Here is a 24,877-nt window from a genome sequence, read left to right as displayed (position 1 = left end):
AAAATAAAAGAGGGTGTCCCTCCGTCATTTTATGACTTTTGGGACACCCTCTGTCGAACTATTCAACTTCCCCTACAACACTCTCCAACTGTCCACAACAAAATTTTTCGCCGTTACTTGTGGTAGGGTTCACCCCGATTGATCTTCACCGCCCGATAAATCTGCTCCACCAGCACCAGCCGCATCAGCTGATGCGGCAGCGTCATGCGCCCGAAGCTGAGCTTCTGCTGGGCGCGGCGCAGCACTTGATCGGATAGCCCGTGGCTCCCTCCGATCACGAACACGACATGGCTCGTCCCGTACGTGCCGAGCTTGTCGAGTTCGGCGGCCAGCTCCTCCGAGCTCCATAGCTGGCCGCTGATGGCGAGCGCGACCACATGCGCGCTCTCTTTCACTTGCGCGAGGATGCGTTCACCCTCGCGCTCCTTCACGATCGACACCTCGGCTTCGCTCAAGGTGTCCGGGGCCTTCTCGTCCGCGACCTCGATCATCTGGAACTTGATGTAAGGGGTCAGCCGCTTGGCGTATTCCGCGATGCCCTGCACCAAATACTTCTCTTTCAGCTTGCCGACGCCGATCAATTGAATCAACATGTGATGTCCTCCGTTCATTCGAACCTCTTGATGTACTCTATTATGGCAAATGACTTTGCCTTACATCCCGTTCTTCCGGGTCGAGTGTGCTGCTTAGATTAAGCAGACTCAATCTCTCTCATTTTCAGGATTCTATATCCCTTATAGCTGCCGCAAAAATCACAGAAACCGCCGCTCTACACTTTGGCAACAACTAAAAAGGAGCGTGCCTGCACGCTCCTTCCTTACCCTATGCACTTCGTTATTAGACCACCAGGAACTTCCCGGCCTGCTCACAGTGCGCGCACTGCACGGGTGGGTCCCAGTCGGAAAATTCCGTATCCTTCAGGTCCACCACGTCCGGAGCGTCCTCGTATTCGTCCACAAACGTTTCAATGGCAAGCTCCAAATGTTCTTTGCATACTACATACATAAATGAAAGCATCCCTTCTAGTGCTGCACACGGTTGTCATAAGTCCATTCTTTGCAAAATGCTGATGTCTTACTCAAATTATAGCCCTTTTTTAGACATTTCGCACACTTGTTTTTTCTTATTGGTCCGGCTTCTCCGCCAGCTTCACGTTCGTCGTTTGCTCCTTACCGTCGCGGTAGAACGTGACTTTCACGGTATCGCCGATTTTCACTTTATCGTACAAGAACTTCTTCATTTCCAGCGTCGTCGTAATTCGATCACCGTTGAACTTCACGATCACGTCATTAAGTTTCAGGCCGCCTTCCTGTGCCGGGCCGATCGCATCGAGCACGACGACGCCTTCTTTCACGTCGCTTGGCAGCTTCAGCTCTTTGAGCTGATCCTCATCCATCGCGGCATACGAATTGCCGAGATCCATGGAATACACGCCGATATACGGACGGGCGATTTTGCCGTGAGTCATCAGCTCGTCGACGGTCTTCATCACCTGGTCCACCGGGATGGCAAAGCCAAGTCCCTCCACGCCGGTATCCGCAATTTTCATCGTATTAATCCCGATTACTTTGCCGTTCAGGTCCACGAGCGCGCCGCCGCTGTTGCCTTCATTGATCGCCGCGTCGGTCTGGATGACCTCCTGCTCCCAGTCGTAAACGCCATCCTGGTTGAGCGAAACCGGCACGATGCGGTTCGTGTAGCTCACAATGCCGGAAGTCAGCGTGTCGCCGAGTCCAAGCGGGTTGCCGATGGCAAACACCGTCTCGCCAAGCCGCAGCTTGCCGGAATCGCCCATCTCCGCAACTTCGTTAATGTTCTTGTCGTTCACGGCCAGCACAGCAATATCATTGACCTTATCCGAGCCCACGAGCTTCGCTTTTTTCATTTCACCGCTGACCGTCACCACCTCAAGCTCCTGCGAGCCTTCGATAACGTGGTTGTTGGTGATCACAAAAGCCTGGCCTTTGTCCTTTTTGAAAATCACGCCGGAACCCAGAGCCGAGTCCTCCAGGTTGTTCTTATCCTTCTTGGCATCCTTGTAATTTACGATACTTACTACGGTAGGGCGTACTTTCGCTGCAGCCGTCACCAATCTGTCGTATGGATCTACATTGCTATCCAGCTGCTTGGAGTTTATGGCGCTCACTGCGGCCGCTTCTTTCCCGGAGGAAGGCAGACCCGTGATCATGCTGAACAACAGCACCGCCACAAATGCGCTGATGACCGAGCTGATCGTAGCGATCTGAAGCGTCGTCAGACCCCGGCTGCGCCTGTATCTCGGCCAGACTTCCTGCGCCTTGCGATCTTTGCGGAATCCGCGTTTGCGCTTCGTCACCTTGGTCGAATAAAAATCATCTTGAAACAGCCCCATGTGATCCTCTCCCCTTTGTTGTCACGCACCCAAAACCATCCGCCATCATTGCAGCTTCAATACCCCATTAGGTATGTAATCCCGTCCGGTCCTCTTCCGTATCGTTATCTTGAATTAAAATAAAGCTTATGCATCCATTGTCAAAATCGTCATGACATATCTTCCAGGAAAATCATCTGCATGTTGTTTCAACTCAGTTGTTCGATCTACCTAAAGATTACCTTTTTGGTGCTGCTTTTTCTGTAGTACAAAAGTCTTCATTTATATAAACTGCTGGATGACCCTAAAGGTTGCGTTTGACATATCCTTTATTTTAAATCACCACAAAAAAGCCACTCTTAAGCAAAAAAATCCATTTTTCTTAAAACTTTTTGTTCCAAAGCTCAGTTTATTCATGATTCTCTCAAAAAACAGGCATATTTTCGCCGGCAAGTCACTAGAATAATAGCAGGCAGGCAGAAATCAGCCCTGTTCAAAGCAAAGTTCTTCCGGTTAATTTCCTGAATCTTGAAGGGCTCATGCTTCTTCTCAACCCAGTTCCCACAAGGCTTTTCAGGTTTTTTCCGGTACAGACTATTGTAACATATCAAGGCCCTTCGGCCCAATTTTATTCGGGTAACAAATGCTGGTGAGTTGTGGAATTTGATTGCGTATTTTTGGAAAACATAGTAGTAGAGAGCTTACGTATAGTATAGAACTTTTGAGGAGGTAGAACGTTATGGAACGATTTCCGTCCGGTATGGACTATGTGCAGATGATGGCCAAGCTTGGAGATTTAAAAGACGAGCATTACCGCAATACCCTTGCCCTCAGCACGATCATCGAGCTGCTGGTAGACAAGGGCATCCTCACCCGCGAAGAAGTGGAGAGGAAGGCGGCCGAACTCGACCAGTTTATGGTTCACTCACCTTATCCCACGGTGTAGGGCGGTCATAATACGTATCGCATAGTTTGAATTCACTGTCTTTATAAAAACAGCCGCGTTCCTCCATACTGTCACGAACCGTCATTTTCGCCAGATCCATCATATTATGGTCGCGGCTGAGATGTGCCAGATAGGTCCGTTTCAAATCGCCCGTCATTAGCTCGCTAAGTGCTTCACCTGCAGCGATATTGGATAAGTGGCCCATATCGCCCAGAATACGGCGTTTAATATTCCAGGGGTATCTGCCCATCCGCAGCATCTCGATATCATGATTCGATTCCAGTACCATCACGTCCGAGTCACTGATAGCCTGCTTGACTTTATCGCTCATGTAGCCGAGGTCTGTAGCCACGCTAAGCTTCTCATTCCCGTCATAAAAGCAGTAAGCCACCGGCTCCGCCGCGTCATGCGAAATGCCGAAAGACTCCACGCGTAGCGAGCCGAAATCCCGGACTTCGCCGCTGTCCATGACAATGCGGTTCTCTTCCGCGATCTTGCCGATGGACTTCTCCATCGCCTCCCAAGTCTTCTCATTGGCGTAGATCGGCAGATCGTACTTGCGCGCCACGGCGCCAAGACCCTTGATATGGTCCGAATGTTCATGAGTAACGAGAATGCCGTCAATCTCCTCGCCCGTCACATCCCGCTCCTTTAGCAGCTCATCAATCCGCTTGGCACTTAAACCCGCGTCAATCATCAGTGTTGTGTCTTCATTTCTGACCACGGTAGCATTGCCGGTCGATCCACTGGATAACACGGTAAAAGATATTCCCATCTCACACTACTCCCTTTCTTTCTCGGTCTTCGGGCTGCTCACGGTCACGTCCCCGCTGATCCCCTGCACGTAATACATTTCTCCGCTTTCCAGCGTAAACCGCCACGATGGCGCGGCTACCTGGCTTTCCGAATTATATACCTGCCCGTAATACCCGAGCTGAATGTCCTTGATGTTGGAGCCTGGCGGAAGATGCCGCTCTACCAGCGTTTTGAGTGCATTGCTGGCCGGCATCATTTTTTGCTGCTCCTCTTCACCCGAGGTTGTGATCTCTATCGGCGACTGCCGGTATGAGATAATCCGCTGGTCACTATAGTACAGCTCCAGCTGATCGTTAAAGAGCGGCCATTTCTGATCTACCAGCGCATGCATCACGAACCGTCCGGCTGCTCCAGCCTGTTTAACCCGTTCGGTCTCACTCTTGCTCGTATACTCGCTCGCCAGCGGATCATACCGGTAGCTGCCGATTTCCGGGATGGCCCCCTTCAGGGCGCTCACCAATTCCTTATCTCTAAAGACAAGCTGACTTTCGATTTTATCCTTGAGTACAACCTGCCCGCCAATGCTCTCCCCGTTCACATATTGATATATGATCTTGGGAAGCTGCGGCGTCATGCTTGGAATCTGGCACAGCAACTGGATGGACTTCTCCTTCATCACCTTCTGCGTGCTCTCGGACAAGGAGGCAAAGTCCAGACTGGTGTCTGCCTGCTCGCGCACGTCCGCCCACAGCTGGTAGCCAAGCACGAGGTTCAGCAGCAAAAAAGCGTATATCAGCACATTTTTAGCTCTTCCCCAATCCATCCTTTTGCCTCCTTTTGCTCATCATTCGCGTTGATCGCTGTGATCACGGATTGTTCGTCCGATCGCGGCTTACCGAATCGTCCGGATTTGTCCGTTCGCCAGCTTCACGGCCCAGACCGGCGTCAGCTTCAGCCCCTTGGTCACAAGCTCCGGCAAATAGGCCGGATAAAGATCCACGATCGGCGATTCCTTGCTAAAGGCCGTCAGCAGCGCCTTCAGGTCATCGCCTGCAGGCAGCTTCTTCATCTGTTTCGTCTGCTGCCCCGTCTTCATATAGATCAGGGAACGCTCATACGTCGAGACATTGCCCTGCTGCAAATCCAGCTTCATCGTGCCGTAATGAAAGTTCATCGTATCAAGCACCGGATAGGAGCCGTAATACTGCTGGAACATAATTTGGCTCTGCTCTGTCCCGATACCCGATAAGTCCAGACGGTATGTGCCGTTCCAGCCGCCATGCTCATTCACAAAATCGACGGCCGCCAAAATATCCTTGCTGTCCGTGCTCTCACCTGCCGGCGGAGCTGCCGGATCGGTGTAACTCATCCATTTCTGCTCCTGACGTACCTGGAGGCTGCGCTTGGAGTCCGTATAAATCTCCGAGCCATCCTTTTCCTGAATATAACGGGTAATTCCCGGATCGAAAAACAGGCTTTGCTGCATTTGCGCAATCGTATAAGAACTAATATCCAGATCCGCCTCTACCATATCCACGGGCTTCTCCGGGAGATAATAAGAACCGTTGCCCTGTATCGCATATGGAATCCAATTCTTCCCGAAGTCGACATGCTGCTGCACATCCTGCATGGTCAGATCGACTTTGCCTGCCTCGTACACCACATCGCCCTCCGTACTGAAAAAGAGAGCATGCGCCTTCGAGTCGCTTGGGGCGCTATATATCCAGATCCGGTTAATCTGTTCAGCTTCGAAAAGCGAATCTGGCTGAATCTGCATCACCCTCTGCAGCAGCGATACCGGGATCCCGGAGCCGAAAGTGAGCTCAATCCCCGGATTTTCGTTACGTATTTTGTTCCAATCCATATTTTCCACGGACCGCCGCTGGAAGCCTTCGAAGCTCCGTCCCTTCAGGCGGGTATAGATCAACTTATAGAACGTCGAATTCGGATAGAAGACGGTATGCTTGCCTTCGCCCATATGAATCAGCATCTTATCCGGGTAGAGCAGATTTTCCACCTTGTCCTGCGGACCCATGTTGTCTGTCTTGATATAATTGTTCATCGCTTTGGCAGCCGTATCGCTGCCCGGAAGGCGATAGATGAGGTAATAGCTCTGTATGAGGCTGCCCACCACAAGCAGCAGCAGGAGGAGTGATTTCATCCGTTCCTTCATGTTGCCACCCCCTCATCCCCTGCCATCGGCAGGGTAAACGTCACCTTTGTGCCCTGTCCTAGCTCGGACTGAATCGAAATCGTACCGCCGTGTGCAAGCACGATTTCTCTGGCAATGGACAGGCCAAGCCCCGTTCCGCCCATACTGCGGGAACGCGCCTTATCGACCCGGTAGAACCGCTCAAAGATCCGGTCGAGATCCTTTTTCGGAATTCCGATGCCCGTATCCTGAACGGAAATGGCCAGCATGCTCCCCTGAGCCCATGCCGCGCCCATGGCGATGCTTCCGCCTGGCTGCGTGTATTTCATGGCATTGGACACCAGATTATCCAGCACCTGATCGATCTGATCGCGATCGCATAGCGCCTTACGAAGCCCGGCATCCACCTTGACCTCGGAACGGATGTCCTTCTGCTGCATTTGAAACGAGAACCGATCCGCCACATCCTCCAGCATCTCCAGTACATCCGTCGGCTGCTTGCGGATCAGGGCCTCTTTGTTATCCAGCCGCGACAAATGCAGCAGGTCCGTTACAAGCCGGATCATTCGGCCGGTCTCATTCTGAATAACGCCAACAAAGCGCGACGCTAGCGGCGGATCATCCAGTGCGCCGTCATCCAGCGCCTCGGTATAGCTCTTGATCGTCGTCAGCGGCGTCCGCAGCTCATGCGAGACATTCGCCACGAACTCGCGCCGCGATGCTTCAAGCTTCTCCTGCTCGGTCACATCCTGAAGTACCGCGATTGTACCCGTAATGCCGAACTCCCGGCGATGGATCGGGGTAAACGTCACCCGGATCATGTAAGAGTGCTCCGCTTCCGCGCTCATTTGCAGCAGCATCGTGACATACGTGCCTTCCGTGAACGTCTGCGTCTGTTCATCGCTGAGTCCAAGTACTTCGGCGATGCCGCTGCCGGACAGTTCCTCTTCATCCACGCCCAGAATAGCGCCGGCACGGCGGTTCATCAGAATGATACGCCCCGCCTCATCCGTGGCGATCACGCCGTCGCTCATGTTGGTCAGAATCGAAGCTAATTTTTCCTTCTCCTCTTCATTCACCAGCAGCGCTTCCCGCAATCGGGTCGTCATATAGTTAAAGGCCTCGCTCAATTGGCCGATTTCATCATTGCCGAAAACAGGCATCTTCTGGTCGAAATTCCCCTCTGCCACCGCCGTGGCATGCTTGGTCATTTCCTTGATGGGATGGGTAATGGTATGCGCCAGAATCACGCCCAGAACGGCGGTAAGCCCCAGTGCCAGCAAAATGCCGGATATGAAAATATTGTTGACCCGGCCCATCGTCGTGTACAGATCTTTCATAGAAGCGACAATGTATACCGCGCCGACAATTTTACCTTTGTTCATGACCGGTTTGGCCACGACTTTCTTGCGGATATTATCCTCGTCAATGACGTATTCCTCGTTGTCCTTGCTGCCCTGAAGCGCGCGGCTGACCACGGTCTGCGTATTTTTGCGGCCTACGTAGTCCGCGTGCGATTGGTTGGACGTGATCAGCACTTTGCCGCTCGCATCAAGTACCTGAATCTCCGCTCCGTCCATGTTGAACAAATTCGTTACGATCGCTCCCAGACTTTCGACGGAATTATTCTCTCCTGTATCGGCGGTACTCTCCAGTTTCTCCGCGGCCAGTACGGACAAAAGCTCAGCTCTCTCCTGCAGGTCCTGCGTAAAATTTCGGGTCAGCGAGTTTTTCATGGCGCTCACGAAATAAACACCAATCAACTGCATAGCGATCAAAATCAGCAGTACGTAAATAATGATCAGCTTCGCCTGAATGGTGCGGAAAAAGGAGGTCCATTTCATTTACAGGCCTCCGTTTTTGGGACTGCGCATCACGTACCCGAGACCCCTGCGCGTCAAAATATACTCCGGCTTGCTCGGATTCTCCTCGATCTTCTCCCGCAGCCTCCGAATCGTCACGTCCACCGTTCGGACATCGCCGAAATATTCAAAGCCCCATACTGCCTGGAGCAGATGCTCCCGCGTCATGACTTTACCTGCATTCTTCACCAGATAATACACCAGCTCATATTCGCGATGCGTCAAATCCAAGGCTTCGCCGTCTTTGTACACCAAGTACATATCGGTATCTATAAAAAGATCAAACAACTGGATGCCTTGCTTGGGCTCAGGCGCGGCCACTGTGGCAGCCTCCGTGCCCACCGGCTTGGTCTGGCGCCGCATCTGCGCCTTCACCCGCGCAAGAAGCTCGCGCGTACTGAACGGCTTCGTGACGTAATCATCCGCGCCAAGTTCGAGGCCCAGCACCTTGTCAATCTCACCATCCTTGGCAGTCAGCATGATAATCGGCATATGCAGGCCCTGGGCGCGCAGCTCGCGGCAGACGTCCATGCCATCCTTGCCTGGAAGCATCAAATCCAGGAGCATCAGATCCGGCCGAATAGAGACCGCCATCTCGACCGCACTGACGCCATCAAAGGTGCAGATCACCTCATAACCCTCTTTTTCCAAATTGAACTTTAATATGTCGGCAATGGGCTGTTCATCATCCACTACCAGAATGGTTCCCTGCATCCGCTTCTCACCCCGTTCATCAGTCACTCGTACTTTTATTTTACCATACCTGACTTCGCGTCACATCCTGTCCAAGCGCTTTAGCAAGGATTTTCCGGTATATCGCTAAAAAAACTGCCATCACGCCCTCCCTGTTCCCACCATCCATGCATATTTCTCAAAACAAAAGCACCACCCCCAAGGAAAGAGGCAGTGCCTGTCTATAAGATATTCGTGTATGATTGCTGAACGTGTATGATCAAAATCAATTCAAATATTTCATCGGATTTTGAATGGAACCCGACTTATGGATTTCAAAATGGAGATGGGTACCGGTGGAACGGCCAGTGCTGCCCATAACGCCAATCTTGTCACCCTGGTTCACATGTGCGCCCGAATGAGTCGATATGCTCTGCAAATGCCCGTACAGTGTTTCATAGCCATTGCCATGGCTGATGATAATGGCGTTGCCATATCCGTTGATCTGTCCGGTGAACGTGACCGTGCCATCATCCGCAGCCTTGATCGTCCGGTTGCCTGAGACGATATCGAGGCCTTTATGCATCTTTCCCCATCGCGAGCCATAGGAACTGGAGATTCTGGCACCACTCACCGGCCAAGCGAATTTGCCAGAGCCTTTGCCCGGAACCTTGGTTCCCTGCAGCACCACTTCCTTGAGCGAAGCTTTCACGACGCTCTGCCCCACCCATTGCTCATCAACGACTTTGCCGTTTTGCTTTGTGACAACATAATTCATAACCTTTAGGCCTTCCTGACCCGGACGTACGACCTTGCTTTTGCCCGCAGGGAGATCCTTGGATTTACGAATTTCAATATCAGGCGCTGTCGCCACCTGCTCGGATACTTTCTCTACGGTCGTGACGGTCAGAGGAGGCTTCGGTACCGTTAGCTGCAGCTGATCGCCAATTTGCAAGTATTTTTCTTTGATCTGCGGATTATTCGCAAATATCTCCTTCTGGCTGACATGAAACTGGCCGGCAATCGAACTGATCGTGTCGCCTTCATCAACGGTGTAAAGCAGTGGAGCATCTTTCCCCGTAAGCAGCAGCTTGGCTGCCTCTTCAGCGGTCAGAACCTTGTTCGGGTCCGTTTCTACCGGAGCAAAGGTCACTTTCTCCTCGATGTTCACCGATTTCACGGCCGGATTCGCTGCAATATATTGAGGCTTGGCCGTTTTGCTCGAAGCCAGCTTCTTTACGCCCGCACCGTTTGCTGCAGCGGTTGCCGCGGCTTGCGGCGCGTATTTCTGCTTCACTTTTTCCAAGGCGGCATCCACCGTGGCCTGATCCTTAACGATGCCTACAACTTTGCCGTCCACCTTTAACTCTACGCCTTCTGCGTAAGCTTTTAGCATACCGCTAAGCTTGTCGATCGTTTTCTGAGTTTCGGGCTCAGCTTTAAAGCCCTTTTCCAACTTCGTTGTAATTCCCTCGGTATGCAGCTCCATCGCCACATCCGGATACTTATCTTGATATTCCTGCCGTTTCTGGCTATATAATTGTTCAACGCGTGCCGGATCATCAATCGTTCCGACCTCTTCCCCATGTATGTAGACATGATAGTAAGGAACCGTCTTGGCATCGACATATTGATTGCCGGCAAATACGAGACCCGTAATTACCACGGCTGCACCAGCCGCGCCTACGATCCATTTCCGGGCAGCACTCCATCTTCGCCCTTTTGGCCCACCCAGGGTAGAAGTGCTCATGCCGTCATGTTCTTCGTGCCCGGAAGCATGCTTTGCCGCTGTTTCTTCGGCCTGCGTCTCTTCCGTTTGGCGAAAATCACTCAAACCTTTCATAATACTCTCCCTTGTGCGATGTGTATCGGGGGTCATAGATTTTACAAATCATTAGACAAAAAGGTTAAAATTTTGATACCTTTTTACACCCTCGTCTACTTTAACACAAGGTCAGTTAACAATTCAACTCTGTGCAATTAGCAAATAAACCCGCTCCGGGAGCGGGCTTTGGGCTTTATATACTCGTAAGGGTTAATCCATGCTGATTACAAAAAGATAACATTTATCTCCATGAACGCCGTGTTTATTTGATATTTCGAGTGTCGACCTAATTCAATTCCGGATACTATTCCTGCTCCAGCATCCCTTTTAATACATTATACTCTTCGGTGCTCAAATACTTGGATATGGAGTCCTCGATCGTTTTTAATTCATCTTCCGTCAGTCCATCCTCCATAGCGCTTGAAATTTTCTGCATCTCCGCTTGGGGCAGCTTCGTCATCAGAATACTGAAGATCTGCTCCTTCTCGCTGGTGGTCAGCTCCTGCTTTTTCTTGGCCACATCATCCGGACTGATTAACACCTGCTGATCCTGGGCCGATTGGCTTTCCGCAGCAGATTGCCCGATCAGTCCCTGACCCATGACCGGCACCGCGTTATCCGGCGCTTCCCCGCTTTCCGCAGAGTTAGCGTCTGTACCCCTGCTGCCGTCCGTGCTGCCGTCAGCAGGTTTATTCTCCCCGCTACTGGAAATATCGCTGTCAGATGTCCCGACGCTGCCGCCGGTAAGTGAGCTTTTATCATTCGAACCGGACAGATCTGCTGTATCCTTTTTCTCTGGTGTTTGTGCATTGTCTTTCGTCTCAGACGTCTTGTCAGCGCTGCCTCCGCTCTTGAAGCCTAGCATTCCTTTCATCATACTGCCCAAGCTAAGAGATTGCCCCTCAAGCGTTATATTAAAACTTGATAGCAGGGATTGCACATAGCTGTTTACGATAACTCCGGTCGTCATTACGGTCAATCCGCTGATCAATGCTACTGTCAGTACCACTTTGATCAGCCACCGTGTAATTTTCATGCCGTCTTCCTCCTTTATGCCAACCATGCTGGATGATTGCTAGTACGGAAAGTTGAGAAACTTTCTATTACTAGAAGTATTGACGGGTTAAGGCAGCTTTAAATCCCCTGATACAAAAAAAGCCCATCCACCGGGGGATTCCCGGCAAATGGGCTGTCATGACGCAAAGTATGAGATAATCTCAGGCAATGAGCCTTAGTAGATTGGCAAAATTTGATTCGTTTGGTTACGATTACGGCCAACGGAGAAGATGGCAATTGGGATGCCAGTGAGTTCGGATACGCGTTTTACGTAATTGCGAGTCGTCTCAGGCAGATCCTCCAGCGTTTTCGCTCCGGTGATGTCCTCATGCCAACCTGGCATTTCTTCATATACCGCTTCGCATTCGTCAAGCATTTTGAGGCTTGCCGGATAATGGGTGATGATCTCACCGCGGTATTTGTATCCAGTACAAATTTTAACTGTATCGAGACCGGTCAGCACGTCAAGCGAGTTGAGCGATAGGCCGGTCAAGCCGCTAACGCGACGGGTATGGCGTACCACGACGCTGTCAAACCAGCCGACGCGACGAGGACGTCCGGTAACCGTACCGTACTCATGGCCTTTTTCACGGATGAAATGACCGATTTCGTTGTCCAGCTCGGTTGGGAACGGACCGTCGCCTACACGGGTGGTATAGGATTTCGCCACCCCGATGACCTGCTGGATTCGCGATGGACCCACGCCGGAACCGTTGCAGACGCCGCCCGCAGACGGGTTCGAGGAAGTAACGTACGGATAGGTGCCTTGGTCGATATCCAGCATCACGCCTTGAGCGCCTTCAAACAACACCTTTTGACCCGCATCGATCGCTTCGTTCAGAATGACCGAAGTATCTTTTACGTATTTGCGGAGCACTTCCGCGTACTCCAGATACTGCTTCAGCACTTCTTCGACGTCAAGCGGCTCGCCGCCATAAACCTGCTGGATCAGGTTGTTCTTTTCCTGCATGAGAGGGCGCAGCTTCTGTTCGAATTCCTCCGCGTCCATCAGATCGACGATCCGGATGCCGTTACGAGCTGCTTTATCCATGTAGCAAGGGCCGATGCCTTTGCGTGTCGTTCCGATTTTGTTCTGACCTTTACGGTCTTCTTCAAGCGCGTCAAGAACCAGATGGTATGGCATGATAACATGCGCGCGATCGCTGATAACCAAGTTATTTGTTGTAAATCCATTATCATGGATGTAGTTGATTTCATCAATGAGTGCAGCCGGATGAATGACCGTACCGTTACCGATCACACATACTTTATCGGAATAAAATACGCCAGATGGAATCAGCGTAAGCTTATATTTTTTACCGTCAATCAGAATGGTATGTCCGGCATTGTTGCCGCCCTGGTAACGGGCTACCACATCGGCGCTCTCCGCGAGAAAGTCCGTGATTTTGCCCTTGCCTTCGTCTCCCCATTGTGTTCCCACAACGACTACAGTTGACATTTTCATTCCCCCGCTTGGTGCTATTAGTCGCACCTCATTTTAATAATTCCTATGAATTTTGCACGAAAATCCAAAACTCTATGCATGTTCGCACGGAGCTTCACTGCACTAATAACCAATTTCATAATTCCATTAGCCGTCAACAATCAAGCTAGATAGGTTCAGTAACTTGACATTATCCATTATGAAATTGATTCCTAAAGCAGCATTACCAGTGTACCAGTCCCTATTTTTAAAGTCAAATTAAAAACGAACAATCACACACCCGCATGTGTGATTGTTCGGAAATAGAACCGTATATTTGAGTTTTGCCTTCCGGGTAAAGATACGGAATATATAATTGCTTCGGTCACATGGCAAAGGCATCCGTGTGGGTCCTCTCATAATTGACGAACTTGTTAAAGTTCTTAAGGAACACAAGCTCAACCGTGCCTACGGGACCGTTACGCTGCTTGGCAATAATGATCTCGATGATGTTTTTCTTCTCCGTCTCCTGATTATAATAATCATCGCGATAGAGGAAGGCTACGATATCGGCATCCTGCTCAATGGAACCCGATTCCCGAAGGTCGGACATCATCGGACGCTTGTCCTGACGCTGCTCGACACCCCGGCTGAGCTGGGACAGTGCAATGACTGGAACGCTTAGCTCACGGGCGATTTGTTTCAGTGTACGGGAAATTTCAGATACTTCCTGCTGGCGGTTCTCACCGGCTTTGCCGCGCCCTTGAATGAGCTGCAGGTAGTCGATGACGATCATGCCGAGGCCCTTTTCTTTCTTCAGACGACGGCATTTGGCACGGATATCCGCTACCGTAATCCCCGGTGTATCATCAATATAAATTTCAGACTCAGCGAGTGAGGCAATCCCCATCGTCAGCTTGGCCCAATCGTCGTCGGTCTTGAAATCACCCGTCCGCATAATGTTGGCATCAAGGTTAGCTTCCGCGCAGATCATCCGGTTGACGAGCTGCGGCGCAGACATTTCCAGACTGAAGATGGCAACGGTCTCTTTGGCCCGAACAGCCACATTCTGAGCGATGTTCAAAGCGAAAGCCGTTTTACCAACGGAAGGCCGCGCCGCTACAATGATCAGATCAGAACGCTGGAAACCGTTAGTCATTTTGTCCAAATCCACGAATCCCGTTGGGATACCGGTCGTGCTTCCACTTTGCTGATGCAGGATTTCGACACGGTCGAATACATCCATCAGCACGTCGCGGATCGCGACGAAGCCGCTGCCTGTCCGCCGGTTGGAGATCTCGAGGATTTTCCGTTCGGCGTCGCTGAGCATACCAGATACATCTTCCCCGCCGGTATAGCCTTCGCTGACAATCTGCGTAGCTGTCCGGATCAGGCGCCGCAGCATCGATTTCTCTTCGATGATCTGGGCATAATATTCTACATTGGCAGCTGTCGGAACGGCATGGGCTAGCTTCGCAAGATAGCTGACGCCGCCGACATCCTCCAGCTGTCCTTTATCCTGTAACCGTGAAGTCAGGGTAATCAGGTCAACAGGCTGATTCTCTTCTCCGAGCTGGATCATCGCTTCATAGATCAGCTGATGCGGCGCGTCGTAGAAGTCCTCCGGCTGCACCCGCTCCATCGCGGTAATCATCGCTTCACTCTGGAGGAGAATCGCGCCTAGAACCGCCTGCTCTGCCTCCAGGTTTTGCGGGGGAATCCGGTCGAAAAAGAGCTCTCCGCCCATCTTATTCCTCCGTAACCTGAACCTTAAGCGTTGCTTTCACTTCAGGATGCAGCTTTACCGTCATCTGGGTTACGCCCAGGTGGCGGATAGGTTCGTCCAATTCAATTTTGCGCTTGTCGATCTTCACGCCAAGTCCCGCCATGGCTTCAGCAATTTGTTTGCTGGTAATGGCGCCGAACAGCCGTCCGCCTTCTCCCGCTTTGGCTTTCAGCTGTACCATCATCTCCTCCAGCTTCTTGCCGAGCTGCTCTGCTTCTTCCTTTTCCTCTTCCTTGCGTCTTTGTTCCGCTGCGGTTTGGTTCTCCAGCGTTTTCATATTTCCATCCGTCGCCAGGCGGGCTAATCCGCGTGGCAGCAGAAAATTACTTGCATACCCTTCAGAGACCTCTTTAACCTGTCCCTTTTTACCTTGACCTTTTACATCCTTCAATAAAATGACTTTCATTCGAACAACCCCTCTTTCTCCTCAATTTGCGCAAGAACCTCAAGCAGCTGCTTCTCGGCTTCTTCCACGCTGCCCTTCAACTGTACGGCAGCATTCGTTAAATGTCCGCCGCCGCCCAGTCTTTCCATAACGACCTGTACGTTCATTCGGCCCAGTGAACGGGCACTAATGCCAATCAGACCATCCGGCCGTTCGCTGATGACGAACGATGCAACGACATCGGTCATATTTAGCAGCGCATCTGCCGCCTGAGCAATCAACAGCTGCGGGATGACGGTTCCCGGCTCGGTTACTGCAAGAGCGACATGATCATATACCATTTTAGCATGCTTAATGATATCTGACTTTGCCAGATATTCCTGCAGGTCTTCTTTCAGCATCCGCTGGATTTGAATGGTATCGGCGCCGCTGCGGCGAAGGAAACCTGCCGCTTCGAAAGTACGCGAACCCGTGTGAAGAGCGAAATGCTTCGTATCAACGGCAATGCCGGCCAGCAGCATCGTTGCTTCCATCGGTGTAAGTTGTACTTTTTCATGAATATATTGCAACAGCTCCGTAACCAGCTCACATGCCGAAGAGGCATACGGCTCCATATACACCAGCACCGCATCGTTAATAAATTCCTCGCCGCGGCGGTGATGATCCACGACAACGATCCGGCTTGCATTTTGTACCAGCTTCGGCTCCATCGTCATCGATGCCTTATGGGTGTCCACCACCACCAGCAAACTGTGCGGATTCAGCATCGCAAGCGCTTGCTCAGGTGAAATGAACCGTTCTACGAGCTTTTCGTCCTTTTGTACCTGGGCCATCATCCGTTCAATCGACGGGTTCGTACCCGGCAGGATGATATAAGCCTCTACATTATAAATCTGAGCCGCCTTCAGCACCCCGATGGAGGCACCAATCACGTCCATATCCGGCATGCGGTGTCCCATGATGAACACCTTATCGCTTTCTTGGATCAAATCCCGCAGGGCATGGGCAATGACTCTGGCACGCACCCGCGTGCGTTTTTCCACAGCATTCGATTTACCGCCATAAAAGGATAAACGCTGCCCTGCTTTCACCGCAGCCTGATCCCCGCCCCGGCCAAGCGCCATATCCAGAGACGACTGGGCCAATTCGCCGAGCTCGCTAATGCTTTCTTGACCGAAGCCGAGCCCGATGCTCAGCGTCATCGGAACCTTTAGTTCGGCCGTCATTTCACGCACCTCATCCAAAATCACAAATCGGCTTTTCTCCAACTCCTGCAGCGAGCTGTAATTGAGCATCATCAAATATCGATCTGAGGACAGCCGGCGCAGGTAGACCTCGTAATGCTTAGCCCACTCCGTGATTTCCGTCGTTACTTTGGCAATCAGAGAAGTACGCTGCTGATCATCCATGCCCTGTGCCGCTTCGTCGAGGTTATCCATCATAATAATGCCGATCGCCAGCTTCTCCGACTCGTACTTCTCGCGGAGGACGGCCATTTCCGTTATGTCATACAGATAGATCAGCCGTTCCTCCGTATTCAGCATGAGGTGGTAGTACGACTCATCGATCTTGAGCTCCGTATGAAAAACTTTATGTCCATCCTTGTGTCCGTCCTTATGCCCATCCTTCTTTTCGTTCATGACAGATGACAGTGACGGAAACAACTCATGAAGCGAGTCGCCCACGAGCGACTTTTGATCGAATATTTTACATACGTAACGGTTGTTCCATTCAACCACCTTATCCTCGCTATAAAGCACGATCCCAAACGGCAAGGTGCTGATCGCTTCGCCTTCAACTCTTTTGACGCGGAAAGACAAGCCATTGATATACTCCAGCAGATTCTTTCGGTACCGCATTTCCGCCTTCAGCAACAGGTAGCAGAGCGCTGCCACAAGGATGAGGCTTATGATCCCGAGCGGCCAGTTATACCGGGTCACGATAATGACCAGAAGCAGCATCAGCATAAACGCCCAGACGGTATAATAGCCGTGCCAGCGCTGTTGTAAAAATTTAGGCATGACTCCCACCCTAACGTTTTGATTTAGTCATAAATTGACGCAGCGGAAATGCAAGATCCAGTATTCCGATAATCCGCATCGGCGGAAACAGCAAGATCGGAATCGCGATCAGCAGCGGTATAACCGGATGCCATTTTCTCGTATGTCCCAAATAGTAGAAAAACCCGATGGCTTGAATCATAAAACAAATATGCAGAAGCGGCACCAGGTTCGCGGCAATCATGATCAGAAACGAGTTGCTGGAACTGCGTGCGAACATTTCAATCACGACTCCGATCAAATAATACCAGATCAGCGAACGCGGCATCATCCACTCGCGCGCAGGCTTCAGTTTAGGTACGTGGAAACCGGTGCTTTCGATGATCGGGCGGGCCAGTGAATGTGTGATAACGGCCATCATAAAGGAGCTGATAATCATCGCAAACGGAATCATCTGCATCGTGGCGTTGCTTAAAATTTGCAGATCTTCCGCAGTCCAGGCCAAATCACTGATGAGGGGATTATTCCCGCCTACATCCCTCAGCGGCGACGTCGTCATTTTCACAATGTCATCCACGTAGCTGGACAGGTCGAAGTTCAAAAATACCGTGCCAATCAACAACAACACCAGCATTTCGGCCAGAATCGTACCGGCTCCGATCATTAACGTACGGATTGCGGGGGCCTTGTTTTTATAAGCCCGACCCATCACAATAGCGGGGATTACGAAGTATATGGCCAGTAATAAATTCACCGGATGCACGATCATAGCGATCAGCCATACCGGAATGACATGGAGCAAAAACGACTTGAAGTTTAACGTAGCAAAAAGAATCGTGGCGGGTAATATCAGAAAAAATACCGTCACGATGGATAATGGAGAAATTAAGGAAAGTAGCAGAAGCAAATACACAACACTCCATACTACCGATGTCCAGCGCATTTTCAATGTCTTCACCTCTTACGCATATGTTCTTCCAGCGCGGAAATATCCTGATACCAGTCTTCAAGCTGGTGGCCTTCCTGTTTATGTTTCTTCAGTTTCTCGATCAAAAGATCATCCAGATCCCGGTACGACATCCCAAGCCTGCGAGCCAATATGTAGGAACTCATAATCAAACTGGCGAGACTGTCACCCACGCGGGTCGTGCTGCCTTCCCATAATGCCCTAAACAGCCTCGATACGTTGTCAACCACTTCGGTTTTTAGCCATTCAATGACTTTCGCACGTTTGGCTACATCCAAATCCTTTGGCATGTCTGAAGGTCACACTCCCTGAAAAAGCTTTATTCTCGATTATATCATAAAAAGCTGCCTCTCACGAAAATCTCCCCCGCCGCCAAACTTCTTATAACTGCGGCAAAAAGACCTGCGTATTCTATCCAATCAAAAGCAGGTCTTTTATCATTCTATGCCTCTTGTTCCTCGTGTAATCGCAAACATTTTCGAAAAACGATGCTGAGTACTTCAAACCGTATCAACGCGAGTTCAAGGACTCTTTCGAAACAAGCCGTTCGCAATATTCTATAATCTGGCTTCTTCGGACGATTCCGATAAATCGGTTCATGTCATCGACCACCGGCACGAAGTTTTGGACTTTGGCCAAATTAATCAAATCTTCCATATTGGCGTCGATCGACACTGGCTTATTGTTTACCTTAAGCGGCACTTCCTTGAGCAAAAATTTGGAAGCATTCTCAAAATTGACTTTACCGTTCGAGTTCTTCATATGCCAAAGCAGGTCGCCCTCGGTTACCGTACCGGCATACGCGCCATCCTTGCTTAAAATCGGTACCGCTGTGTACCTGTGGTACTCCATACGTTCAAGCGTCTGCCGTAGCGTGGAGTCCATCGTAACCGTCACGACTTCCTGTTTAGGTAGCAGAAAAAACGCAATATTCATGTGGGACTAATCCTCCTCTACCCTTCTTCAAGCTTCTCCTAACTTCATACGTTTCAATCCCGGCATTGTTTCAGGCGGACACAAAATCAGCAGCCGCACCTGTGGCTGCCGATCAGCATTTCCTCATGTCATTCAACTTCAATCGCCGCTTCCCTTATTTTACCGTACTGTCCTCTGCCTTGTCATCCGGCGACATCAGCTGATCGGAAGGCGTATCGGGATTTTTCCAGCTGTCGATAAGCTCTTTGGCCTTATCCACATCTTTTTTGATCGGCTCATCATAATAAATGCCATCAATTTTCATGCCTTCGCCCATAATCGTATAGCTCGAGATTTGCGCTTCAGTACCCGTAAGCACTTGCTTCGCCAGATCAATGATAAACTTGGGCTGCATATCGGTTTGGAAGTTATTTCCCATAATATCAAGCAAATCCGGAATTTTGGATATCTGGTCCAGATGAAGCATCCGGTTTGCAATCGCATCCAGGAACACCTGCTGGCGTTTCGTGCGATTGAAATCGCTATCCTCCCGGTAGCGCACGTAATTCAAGGCTTCCTCACCGGTGTAGATAGGCTTGTTGGCTTTGACCGTAAACTTCTCATGGTCACGGCCCTTGTTGACAATATCTTTCTGGATCGGCAATTCTACGCCGCCAAGGGCGTTAACAGCATCCTTCAGTCCCTGAAAATTAATGGTAGCGTAGTAATCCACTTCATGGTCAAGGAAAGCTTCCATCGTATCCTTCGACATTTGCTGTCCGCCAAACGCATACGCGTGCGTAATTTTATCCTTCTTTCCTTTTCCTATAATCTCAGTATACGTATCCCTTGGAATAGAAATGAGCAGTACTTTAGAGTCCTTGGGACGTACAACCGCATAAATCAGCGTATCCGAACGGGCAGGTTCGTCTTTGCGCTGATCCGAGCCCAGCAGCATCACTGAAAAGGGCTTATTCTGGTATACTACCGGTTCAGCCGGCTTGGTAGGTGTATTATCCTTGGACTCCAGAGGCTGATAGGATTTCTGCAGCGAGTTCTCGACCCGCTTGGAAAGGAATAAGTCAAATGCCATCACCGCAAGCTGCTTGCGGAAAGCAAAAGCGCTCCCTGCAACCAGGACCAGAATCACGGCTAAAGATATATATATTTTTGTTCTCTTTTTCATTTCATGATTCCTTCTTTTATTTAGAATAAAAGTCCTAAATTCCTCAATAAATTGAACTAGAGAAAAAGGCGCGCCTTCTCCTGTATTATCTTCGTAGATTCCAGGACGATAAGGCACAAACTTTAGTTCATTTTATTCATTTTATTTACAGTAAACGGTTTTCTTCGGCCTCCTCCCTTTATATAAACGGATCATGGATTTTTTGACGCATGATGTGTTTGAAAGATCCGTTTTGGGACATTGTCAAACGACATTAACATTGTAAACGCTAATTTTATAAAAAGAAACCGTATAACCGTGTCGATTCCTGAAAAAAATGGTTCCTTTGGTGTTAAATTTTTGCAGTTTATAGTGCATTCATTCCATGCAAAAAACCTGCCATAACGGCAGAGCTTTCCTTTTCAAGTTATGTACTTAGAATACCAATGTTTCTAATCAACTTATTATATCTACTCGGAGAACAATAGCAAAAGTGAACATCAAGTCATTTGACTTAAAAATACCATGTTAGAGTCAACAAAAAACAGCCCTGCGACCAACTTTGGCACAAGGCTGTTCAATGGCATTTCGTATTTAACTCAACGCTCAGGAGGACCCCAATCCGCCTGTTAGCTTATCTTATTTTGTTGCAAGCTTACTCAGATCCGAGCCGCCTTCCACACCAATCGGGAAGTGGCAGGCAACCTGGCGGCCTGGCAGAATTTCTTCCAGCTTCGGCTCCACTTGGCTGCATTTTTCTTGAGCAAAAGGACAGCGCGTATGGAAACGGCAGCCCGATGGCGGATTCGCCGGTGACGGCACATCGCCCTGCAGGACAATTCGGTTCCGCTTTTTGGTAGGAGACGGCTTCGGAATAGCCGAGAGCAACGCCGCCGTGTACGGATGCAGCGGGCTTGCGTACAGCGCTTCGGTTTCACCGACTTCAACCATTTTACCCAGGTACATGACGCCGACGCGGTCGGAAATGTGGCGTACGACATTCAGACCGTGGGCGATGAACAGGAATGTTAGTCCCATTTCTTTTTGCAGCTTCATCAGCAGGTTGATAACCTGCGATTGTACCGAAACATCGAGTGCGGATACAGCTTCATCCGCTACAATGAATTTCGGCTTCAATGCAATGGCGCGGGCAATCCCGATCCGCTGGCGTTGACCACCGGAAAATTCATGCGGATAACGATTGCGGCGTGTTGGATCGAGACCCACCAGCTTCATCAGTTCCACAACACGCTCATCAATTTCTTTTGCGGACATCTTCGTATGAATCTTGAGCGGTTCACCGATAACATCCTTAACTAGAAAGCGCGGATTTAACGAGCCGAACGGATCCTGGAAAATAATCTGCATATCTTCACGCATTTTGTTCAGTTCTTTGTTGTTCAAGCTGTGAACGTCGCGTCCGTTAATGACAACCGAACCATCCGTAGCGCTCTGCAATCGCAAAATGACGCGTCCGAGCGTCGATTTGCCGCAGCCGGATTCTCCTACCAGACCAAAGGTTTCCCCTTCACGGATGGTCAGAGATACATCATCAACGGCCTTGACGTTACCGACAACACGGTTCAAAAGGCCTTTATGGATAGGGAAATATTTCTTTACGTTATTGACTTCAACCAAATTCTTAGCCATGGATGCGGTCCCCTTTCCCGGCTGTCGCTGCTTGATCTTTATCCTCAAACAACCAGCATTTCGTAAAATGCTCGCTGCCAATTTGAATGTCTCCCGGCTCGACTTGACGGCATTTATCCATCACATGCGGGCATCGCGGATTAAAGCGGCATCCTTGCGGAAGATTACCAAGCGCCGGAATTGTACCTTTAATGGTGTACAATTCACCGCCGCGCTCCCCTTCAAAGCCTGGAATGGACTGCAGAAGTCCTACAGTATACGGATGAGAAGGATTCGTAAATATTTCTTCCACGGTTCCTTGCTCCACGATTGCTCCCGCATACATAACGGCAATATGGTCAGCCATCTCTGCTGCTACGCCCATATCATGTGTAATCAGCAGAATGGAAGTACCGAGTTTTTCTTTCAGATCTTGGAGCAGCTCCAGAATTTGTGCCTGTACCGTCACGTCAAGGGCCGTTGTCGGTTCGTCGGCGATCAGCAGCTCCGGCTTTGCAGCCAGTGCAATAGCAATGACGACACGCTGGCACATACCGCCGGACAATTGGTTCGGATACTGCTTCGCGCGAATCTCCGGAGAAGGAATTCCAACCATACGAAGCAGCTCGATGGCTTCTTTCCAGGCTTCGTCGCTATTTTTGTTCTGGTGAAGACGCAGGCTTTCGGCAATCTGATCCCCGACCGTGAAGACCGGATTCAGTGCCGACATCGGATCCTGGAAAATCATCGAGATTTTATTCCCGCGGATATCCTTCAGTTCCTCTTGCTTCTTGGCCGCCAGGTCCTGTCCTTTAAAGTTAATATTACCTTCAAGAATGACACCGCCGGCGTAATCGATCAAACGCATAATCGATAGGGAGGTTACGCTTTTGCCACTGCCGGACTCGCCGACGAGACAAAGCGTTTTCCCCTTTTCAATATTAATGGAGATACGGTCCGTCGCTTTCACAAAACCTTTTTCCGTTAAAAAGCCTGTGGTCAGATTCCGGACTTCGAGAAGCTTTTCCGCCATTTAGCTAACCTCCCCCGGGAATTTTTCTGTCTTGGATCGAGGGCATCACGAATGCCATCGCCAATGAAGCTAACAGCAAGCACGACAATCAGGATGCAAAGACCCGGATAAACCGCCTGCATTGGATTGGTAAGCATGAACTCCTGAGAGTTGCTCAGCATAAGACCCCAGCTTGTGGCAGGAGCCTGGATACCGAGTCCAAGGTAAGAAAGACCCGATTCCGACAAAATAGCGCCGCCTACCATCAAAGTAGCGTTAACGATGATTGGAAAGCTTGCATTTCTCATCAAATGTCTGAAGATGATACCCCAGTTGGAAACACCGATTGCTTTGGCAGCTTCAACATACTGCATTTCGCGCAGCTGGAGGAAGTTACCCCGTACGAGACGTGCGACACCGGTCCAGCTGGTAAATGCCAGAATCATGATCATATACGATATCTTCGTACCGAAAATGGCCATAACAAGAATATTCAGGAAGAGCGTAGGAACCGAGTTCATAACATCGACAACGCGCATGAAGATGGCGTCAACCCATCCGCCGAAGTAGCCGGAAATCGCTCCGATAATGGAACCGATAATAACGGTAATGGCTGCAACCGAGAAACCGATGAACATGGAAATACGACTGCTGTAAACCAAGCGGGAAAAGATATCCCTTCCGACTTCATCTGTACCCAAAAGGTGATTATCCGTTCCTGGAGCCAGATTGGTGATCATAAAGTCAATTCTGTCTGGCTTGTAAGGAGCTATCCAAGGTGCGAAAATTGCAACTAATATAAACAGTATCAATACGACAAGACCTGCCATTGCAAAGCCATTTTTTCTGAATTTGGTCCACACCGTTTTCCATGGACCCGGTGGTTTGTCGCTCGGAGGAAGTGGAGTGTTCTCCGGCACCTGCGGTTCAACAGACTGCTGCACACTTGGTGCGGACATTGCATTCATGTCACTCATGCGGATTTTCCTCCCTTACGTCCAAGCTGAACACGTGGATCGACAAGTTTATAAAGTATATCAGCGATCAGGTTGCCCAGTACCACCACAACGGCGGTTACCAGGGTAATTGCCATCAACACGGAGTACTCTCTCGCTCTAGCCATGTCAACAAATAGACGGCCCATGCCTGGCCAGTTAAATACACTTTCAGTCAATGCGGCACCAACGACGAGAGCAGGCAATTCCATACCTAACACTGTAATTATCGGAATTAGGGCATTACGCAGTGCATGTCGGAAAATTACTTTGCGCTCAGGGACACCTTTCGCGCGCGCGGTACGTATATAATCCTGTTCCAATACTTCGAGCATGCTGGAACGCGAATACTTTGAGTAAGCCGCCAGGTTGGCCAATACAAGAACCGAACACGGCAGAATCAAATGGTACAACAAATCGATAAAGTTGCCTTGCTTATCCATGGCATACATATCCGATAACGGAAGCCAGTTAAGCTGTAACGAAAATATCTGTTGCAAAATAATGCCAAACCAAAACGCCGGCATTGCAAATCCGATATATGATACAAAGTTTGCCGTTTGATCAGAAATACCATAAGGCTTCGTACTGTTATAAATCCCCCAAGGGATAGCTATAATCATGGAGAGTACCCAGGAAAAGGCCATAAGTACAAAGGTGTTTTTCATCGTCGGCCACAGAATATCCCCGACAGGTGTATTGTTTTTGAATGTCTTGCCGAGATCGCCTGTCAACAGGTTTTTGATCCAAATCCAATACTGTTCTGGTATCGACTTATCCAGACCCAGGTTGTGCATTTGCACCTTGGCTGCTGCCGGTGACATACCAGGTGAGATCATCATCTGGGTAGGTCCGCCTGGAGCTGCATGAATCAGTCCGAAAGTTACCAGTGAAATCAAAAAAAGCACTAGTATGGATTGCAGTAAGCGGCGGATGAGATATTCAGTCATAAATTGATCCTCCTAACAAATTTACACACCA

23 protein-coding genes are annotated in these 24,877 nt (G+C 50.0%); 1 reads left to right on the top strand and 22 read right to left on the bottom strand.

Annotated features, from left to right (window positions below; genetic code table 11):
• Positions 1-113 precede the first annotated feature (113 nt).
• From rlmH to GRF59_RS21680, 3 genes are all read right to left on the bottom strand, one after another.
• Positions 114-593 (bottom strand): 23S rRNA (pseudouridine(1915)-N(3))-methyltransferase RlmH, encoded by a 480-nt coding sequence (rlmH, locus tag GRF59_RS21690; protein ID WP_160499819.1) that lies wholly within the window; start codon positions 591-593, stop codon positions 114-116.
• A 244-nt stretch (positions 594-837) separates the two neighbouring features.
• Positions 838-1,005, bottom strand: coding sequence for a CxxH/CxxC protein (locus GRF59_RS21685; RefSeq protein WP_160499818.1), 168 nt, complete (start codon positions 1,003-1,005; stop codon positions 838-840).
• A 118-nt stretch (positions 1,006-1,123) separates the two neighbouring features.
• Positions 1,124-2,371: a S1C family serine protease gene (locus GRF59_RS21680; RefSeq protein WP_160499817.1), complete on the bottom strand. Its 1,248-nt coding sequence runs from the start codon at positions 2,369-2,371 to the stop codon at positions 1,124-1,126.
• Between the two features lie 718 nt (positions 2,372-3,089).
• Between GRF59_RS21680 and GRF59_RS21675 the strand changes: the two genes are divergently transcribed.
• Complete coding sequence (locus tag GRF59_RS21675) at positions 3,090-3,296, top strand: hypothetical protein (RefSeq protein ID WP_160499816.1); 207 nt, start codon at positions 3,090-3,092, stop codon at positions 3,294-3,296.
• Here GRF59_RS21675 and GRF59_RS21670 read toward each other — a convergent pair.
• The 19 genes from GRF59_RS21670 to GRF59_RS21580 form a co-directional block, all read right to left on the bottom strand.
• Entirely contained in the window at positions 3,265-4,071 is an 807-nt protein-coding gene (locus tag GRF59_RS21670; protein ID WP_160499815.1) for an MBL fold metallo-hydrolase, read from the bottom strand. The two genes, GRF59_RS21675 and GRF59_RS21670, sit on opposite strands and share 32 nt — an antisense overlap.
• A 6-nt stretch (positions 4,072-4,077) precedes the next feature.
• On the bottom strand, positions 4,078-4,875 hold the full coding sequence (gene yycI / locus GRF59_RS21665) for a two-component system regulatory protein YycI (RefSeq protein ID WP_160499814.1): 798 nt from the start codon (positions 4,873-4,875) through the stop codon (positions 4,078-4,080).
• Between the two features lie 69 nt (positions 4,876-4,944).
• A complete protein-coding gene (locus GRF59_RS21660) occupies positions 4,945-6,225 on the bottom strand; it encodes a YycH family regulatory protein (protein ID WP_160499813.1) in 1,281 nt (426 codons plus the stop codon).
• On the bottom strand, positions 6,222-7,973 hold the full coding sequence (gene walK, locus GRF59_RS21655) for a cell wall metabolism sensor histidine kinase WalK (protein ID WP_423802980.1): 1,752 nt from the start codon (positions 7,971-7,973) through the stop codon (positions 6,222-6,224). Before walK ends, GRF59_RS21660 begins: the two co-directional genes overlap by 4 nt.
• A gap of 75 nt (positions 7,974-8,048) precedes the next feature.
• Positions 8,049-8,780, bottom strand: coding sequence for a response regulator YycF (gene yycF, locus GRF59_RS21650; RefSeq protein ID WP_160500266.1), 732 nt, complete (start codon positions 8,778-8,780; stop codon positions 8,049-8,051).
• A 244-nt stretch (positions 8,781-9,024) separates the two neighbouring features.
• Positions 9,025-10,581 (bottom strand): M23 family metallopeptidase, encoded by a 1,557-nt coding sequence (locus GRF59_RS21645; protein WP_160499811.1) that lies wholly within the window; start codon positions 10,579-10,581, stop codon positions 9,025-9,027.
• 286 nt (positions 10,582-10,867) lie between these two features.
• Positions 10,868-11,599: a hypothetical protein gene (locus GRF59_RS21640; RefSeq protein ID WP_160499810.1), complete on the bottom strand. Its 732-nt coding sequence runs from the start codon at positions 11,597-11,599 to the stop codon at positions 10,868-10,870.
• A 195-nt stretch (positions 11,600-11,794) separates the two neighbouring features.
• Positions 11,795-13,078, bottom strand: a complete 1,284-nt coding sequence (locus tag GRF59_RS21635) for an adenylosuccinate synthase (protein ID WP_160499809.1) — start codon at positions 13,076-13,078, stop codon at positions 11,795-11,797.
• Between the two features lie 349 nt (positions 13,079-13,427).
• Positions 13,428-14,789 carry a replicative DNA helicase gene (gene dnaB / locus GRF59_RS21630; protein ID WP_160499808.1) on the bottom strand — a complete coding sequence of 454 codons (1,362 nt, stop codon included), beginning with the start codon at positions 14,787-14,789 and terminating at the stop codon, positions 13,428-13,430.
• A gap of 1 nt (position 14,790) precedes the next feature.
• Positions 14,791-15,234 carry a 50S ribosomal protein L9 gene (gene rplI, locus GRF59_RS21625; protein ID WP_160499807.1) on the bottom strand — a complete coding sequence of 148 codons (444 nt, stop codon included), beginning with the start codon at positions 15,232-15,234 and terminating at the stop codon, positions 14,791-14,793.
• Complete coding sequence (locus GRF59_RS21620; RefSeq protein WP_160499806.1) at positions 15,231-17,234, bottom strand: DHH family phosphoesterase; 2,004 nt, start codon at positions 17,232-17,234, stop codon at positions 15,231-15,233. The genes rplI and GRF59_RS21620 overlap by 4 nt, the downstream gene beginning before the upstream one ends.
• A gap of 10 nt (positions 17,235-17,244) precedes the next feature.
• A complete protein-coding gene (locus GRF59_RS21615; RefSeq protein ID WP_160500265.1) occupies positions 17,245-18,162 on the bottom strand; it encodes a DUF2232 domain-containing protein in 918 nt (305 codons plus the stop codon).
• Positions 18,163-18,167: 5 nt separating this feature from the next.
• A complete protein-coding gene (locus tag GRF59_RS21610; protein ID WP_160499805.1) occupies positions 18,168-18,470 on the bottom strand; it encodes a MazG-like family protein in 303 nt (100 codons plus the stop codon).
• A 220-nt stretch (positions 18,471-18,690) separates the two neighbouring features.
• Positions 18,691-19,116 (bottom strand): CBS domain-containing protein, encoded by a 426-nt coding sequence (locus tag GRF59_RS21605; protein WP_160499804.1) that lies wholly within the window; start codon positions 19,114-19,116, stop codon positions 18,691-18,693.
• A gap of 154 nt (positions 19,117-19,270) precedes the next feature.
• Positions 19,271-20,281, bottom strand: coding sequence for an LCP family protein (locus GRF59_RS21600; RefSeq protein WP_160499803.1), 1,011 nt, complete (start codon positions 20,279-20,281; stop codon positions 19,271-19,273).
• Positions 20,282-20,899: 618 nt separating this feature from the next.
• Positions 20,900-21,910, bottom strand: a complete 1,011-nt coding sequence (locus tag GRF59_RS21595) for an ABC transporter ATP-binding protein (protein WP_160499802.1) — start codon at positions 21,908-21,910, stop codon at positions 20,900-20,902.
• A complete protein-coding gene (locus GRF59_RS21590) occupies positions 21,903-22,922 on the bottom strand; it encodes an ABC transporter ATP-binding protein (RefSeq protein ID WP_160499801.1) in 1,020 nt (339 codons plus the stop codon). Before GRF59_RS21590 ends, GRF59_RS21595 begins: the two co-directional genes overlap by 8 nt.
• Positions 22,889-23,878 carry an ABC transporter permease gene (locus tag GRF59_RS21585; RefSeq protein ID WP_237391965.1) on the bottom strand — a complete coding sequence of 330 codons (990 nt, stop codon included), beginning with the start codon at positions 23,876-23,878 and terminating at the stop codon, positions 22,889-22,891. Before GRF59_RS21585 ends, GRF59_RS21590 begins: the two co-directional genes overlap by 34 nt.
• Positions 23,875-24,846 carry an ABC transporter permease gene (locus tag GRF59_RS21580; RefSeq protein WP_160499800.1) on the bottom strand — a complete coding sequence of 324 codons (972 nt, stop codon included), beginning with the start codon at positions 24,844-24,846 and terminating at the stop codon, positions 23,875-23,877. Before GRF59_RS21580 ends, GRF59_RS21585 begins: the two co-directional genes overlap by 4 nt.
• Positions 24,847-24,877 lie beyond the last annotated feature (31 nt).

It is taken from the genome of Paenibacillus dendrobii, assembly GCF_009807035.1.
Classification (GTDB): Bacteria; Bacillota; Bacilli; order Paenibacillales; family Paenibacillaceae; genus Paenibacillus_AQ; species Paenibacillus_AQ dendrobii.
Note: the sequence above shows the minus strand (reverse complement) of the source record. Positions and strands in the feature narration are given on the sequence as shown.

Excerpts from the sequence above, each read along its gene's own strand:
- rlmH (WP_160499819.1), bottom strand. The coding sequence starts at position 593 with ATGTTGATTCAATTGATCGGCGTCGGCAAGCTGAAAGAGAAGTATTTG.
- GRF59_RS21685 (WP_160499818.1), bottom strand. The coding sequence starts at position 1,005 with ATGTATGTAGTATGCAAAGAACATTTGGAGCTTGCCATTGAAACGTTT.
- GRF59_RS21680 (WP_160499817.1), bottom strand. The coding sequence starts at position 2,371 with ATGGGGCTGTTTCAAGATGATTTTTATTCGACCAAGGTGACGAAGCGC.
- GRF59_RS21675 (WP_160499816.1), top strand. The coding sequence starts at position 3,090 with ATGGAACGATTTCCGTCCGGTATGGACTATGTGCAGATGATGGCCAAG.
- GRF59_RS21670 (WP_160499815.1), bottom strand. The coding sequence starts at position 4,071 with ATGGGAATATCTTTTACCGTGTTATCCAGTGGATCGACCGGCAATGCT.
- yycI (WP_160499814.1), bottom strand. The coding sequence starts at position 4,875 with ATGGATTGGGGAAGAGCTAAAAATGTGCTGATATACGCTTTTTTGCTG.
- GRF59_RS21660 (WP_160499813.1), bottom strand. The coding sequence starts at position 6,225 with ATGAAGGAACGGATGAAATCACTCCTCCTGCTGCTGCTTGTGGTGGGC.
- walK (WP_423802980.1), bottom strand. The coding sequence starts at position 7,973 with ATGCAGTTGATTGGTGTTTATTTCGTGAGCGCCATGAAAAACTCGCTG.
- yycF (WP_160500266.1), bottom strand. The coding sequence starts at position 8,780 with ATGCAGGGAACCATTCTGGTAGTGGATGATGAACAGCCCATTGCCGAC.
- GRF59_RS21645 (WP_160499811.1), bottom strand. The coding sequence starts at position 10,581 with ATGAAAGGTTTGAGTGATTTTCGCCAAACGGAAGAGACGCAGGCCGAA.
- GRF59_RS21640 (WP_160499810.1), bottom strand. The coding sequence starts at position 11,599 with ATGAAAATTACACGGTGGCTGATCAAAGTGGTACTGACAGTAGCATTG.
- GRF59_RS21635 (WP_160499809.1), bottom strand. The coding sequence starts at position 13,078 with ATGTCAACTGTAGTCGTTGTGGGAACACAATGGGGAGACGAAGGCAAG.
- dnaB (WP_160499808.1), bottom strand. The coding sequence starts at position 14,789 with ATGGGCGGAGAGCTCTTTTTCGACCGGATTCCCCCGCAAAACCTGGAG.
- rplI (WP_160499807.1), bottom strand. The coding sequence starts at position 15,234 with ATGAAAGTCATTTTATTGAAGGATGTAAAAGGTCAAGGTAAAAAGGGA.
- GRF59_RS21620 (WP_160499806.1), bottom strand. The coding sequence starts at position 17,234 with ATGCCTAAATTTTTACAACAGCGCTGGCACGGCTATTATACCGTCTGG.
- GRF59_RS21610 (WP_160499805.1), bottom strand. The coding sequence starts at position 18,470 with ATGCCAAAGGATTTGGATGTAGCCAAACGTGCGAAAGTCATTGAATGG.
- GRF59_RS21605 (WP_160499804.1), bottom strand. The coding sequence starts at position 19,116 with ATGAATATTGCGTTTTTTCTGCTACCTAAACAGGAAGTCGTGACGGTT.
- GRF59_RS21600 (WP_160499803.1), bottom strand. The coding sequence starts at position 20,281 with ATGAAAAAGAGAACAAAAATATATATATCTTTAGCCGTGATTCTGGTC.
- GRF59_RS21595 (WP_160499802.1), bottom strand. The coding sequence starts at position 21,910 with ATGGCTAAGAATTTGGTTGAAGTCAATAACGTAAAGAAATATTTCCCT.
- GRF59_RS21590 (WP_160499801.1), bottom strand. The coding sequence starts at position 22,922 with ATGGCGGAAAAGCTTCTCGAAGTCCGGAATCTGACCACAGGCTTTTTA.
- GRF59_RS21585 (WP_237391965.1), bottom strand. The coding sequence starts at position 23,878 with ATGAGTGACATGAATGCAATGTCCGCACCAAGTGTGCAGCAGTCTGTT.
- GRF59_RS21580 (WP_160499800.1), bottom strand. The coding sequence starts at position 24,846 with ATGACTGAATATCTCATCCGCCGCTTACTGCAATCCATACTAGTGCTT.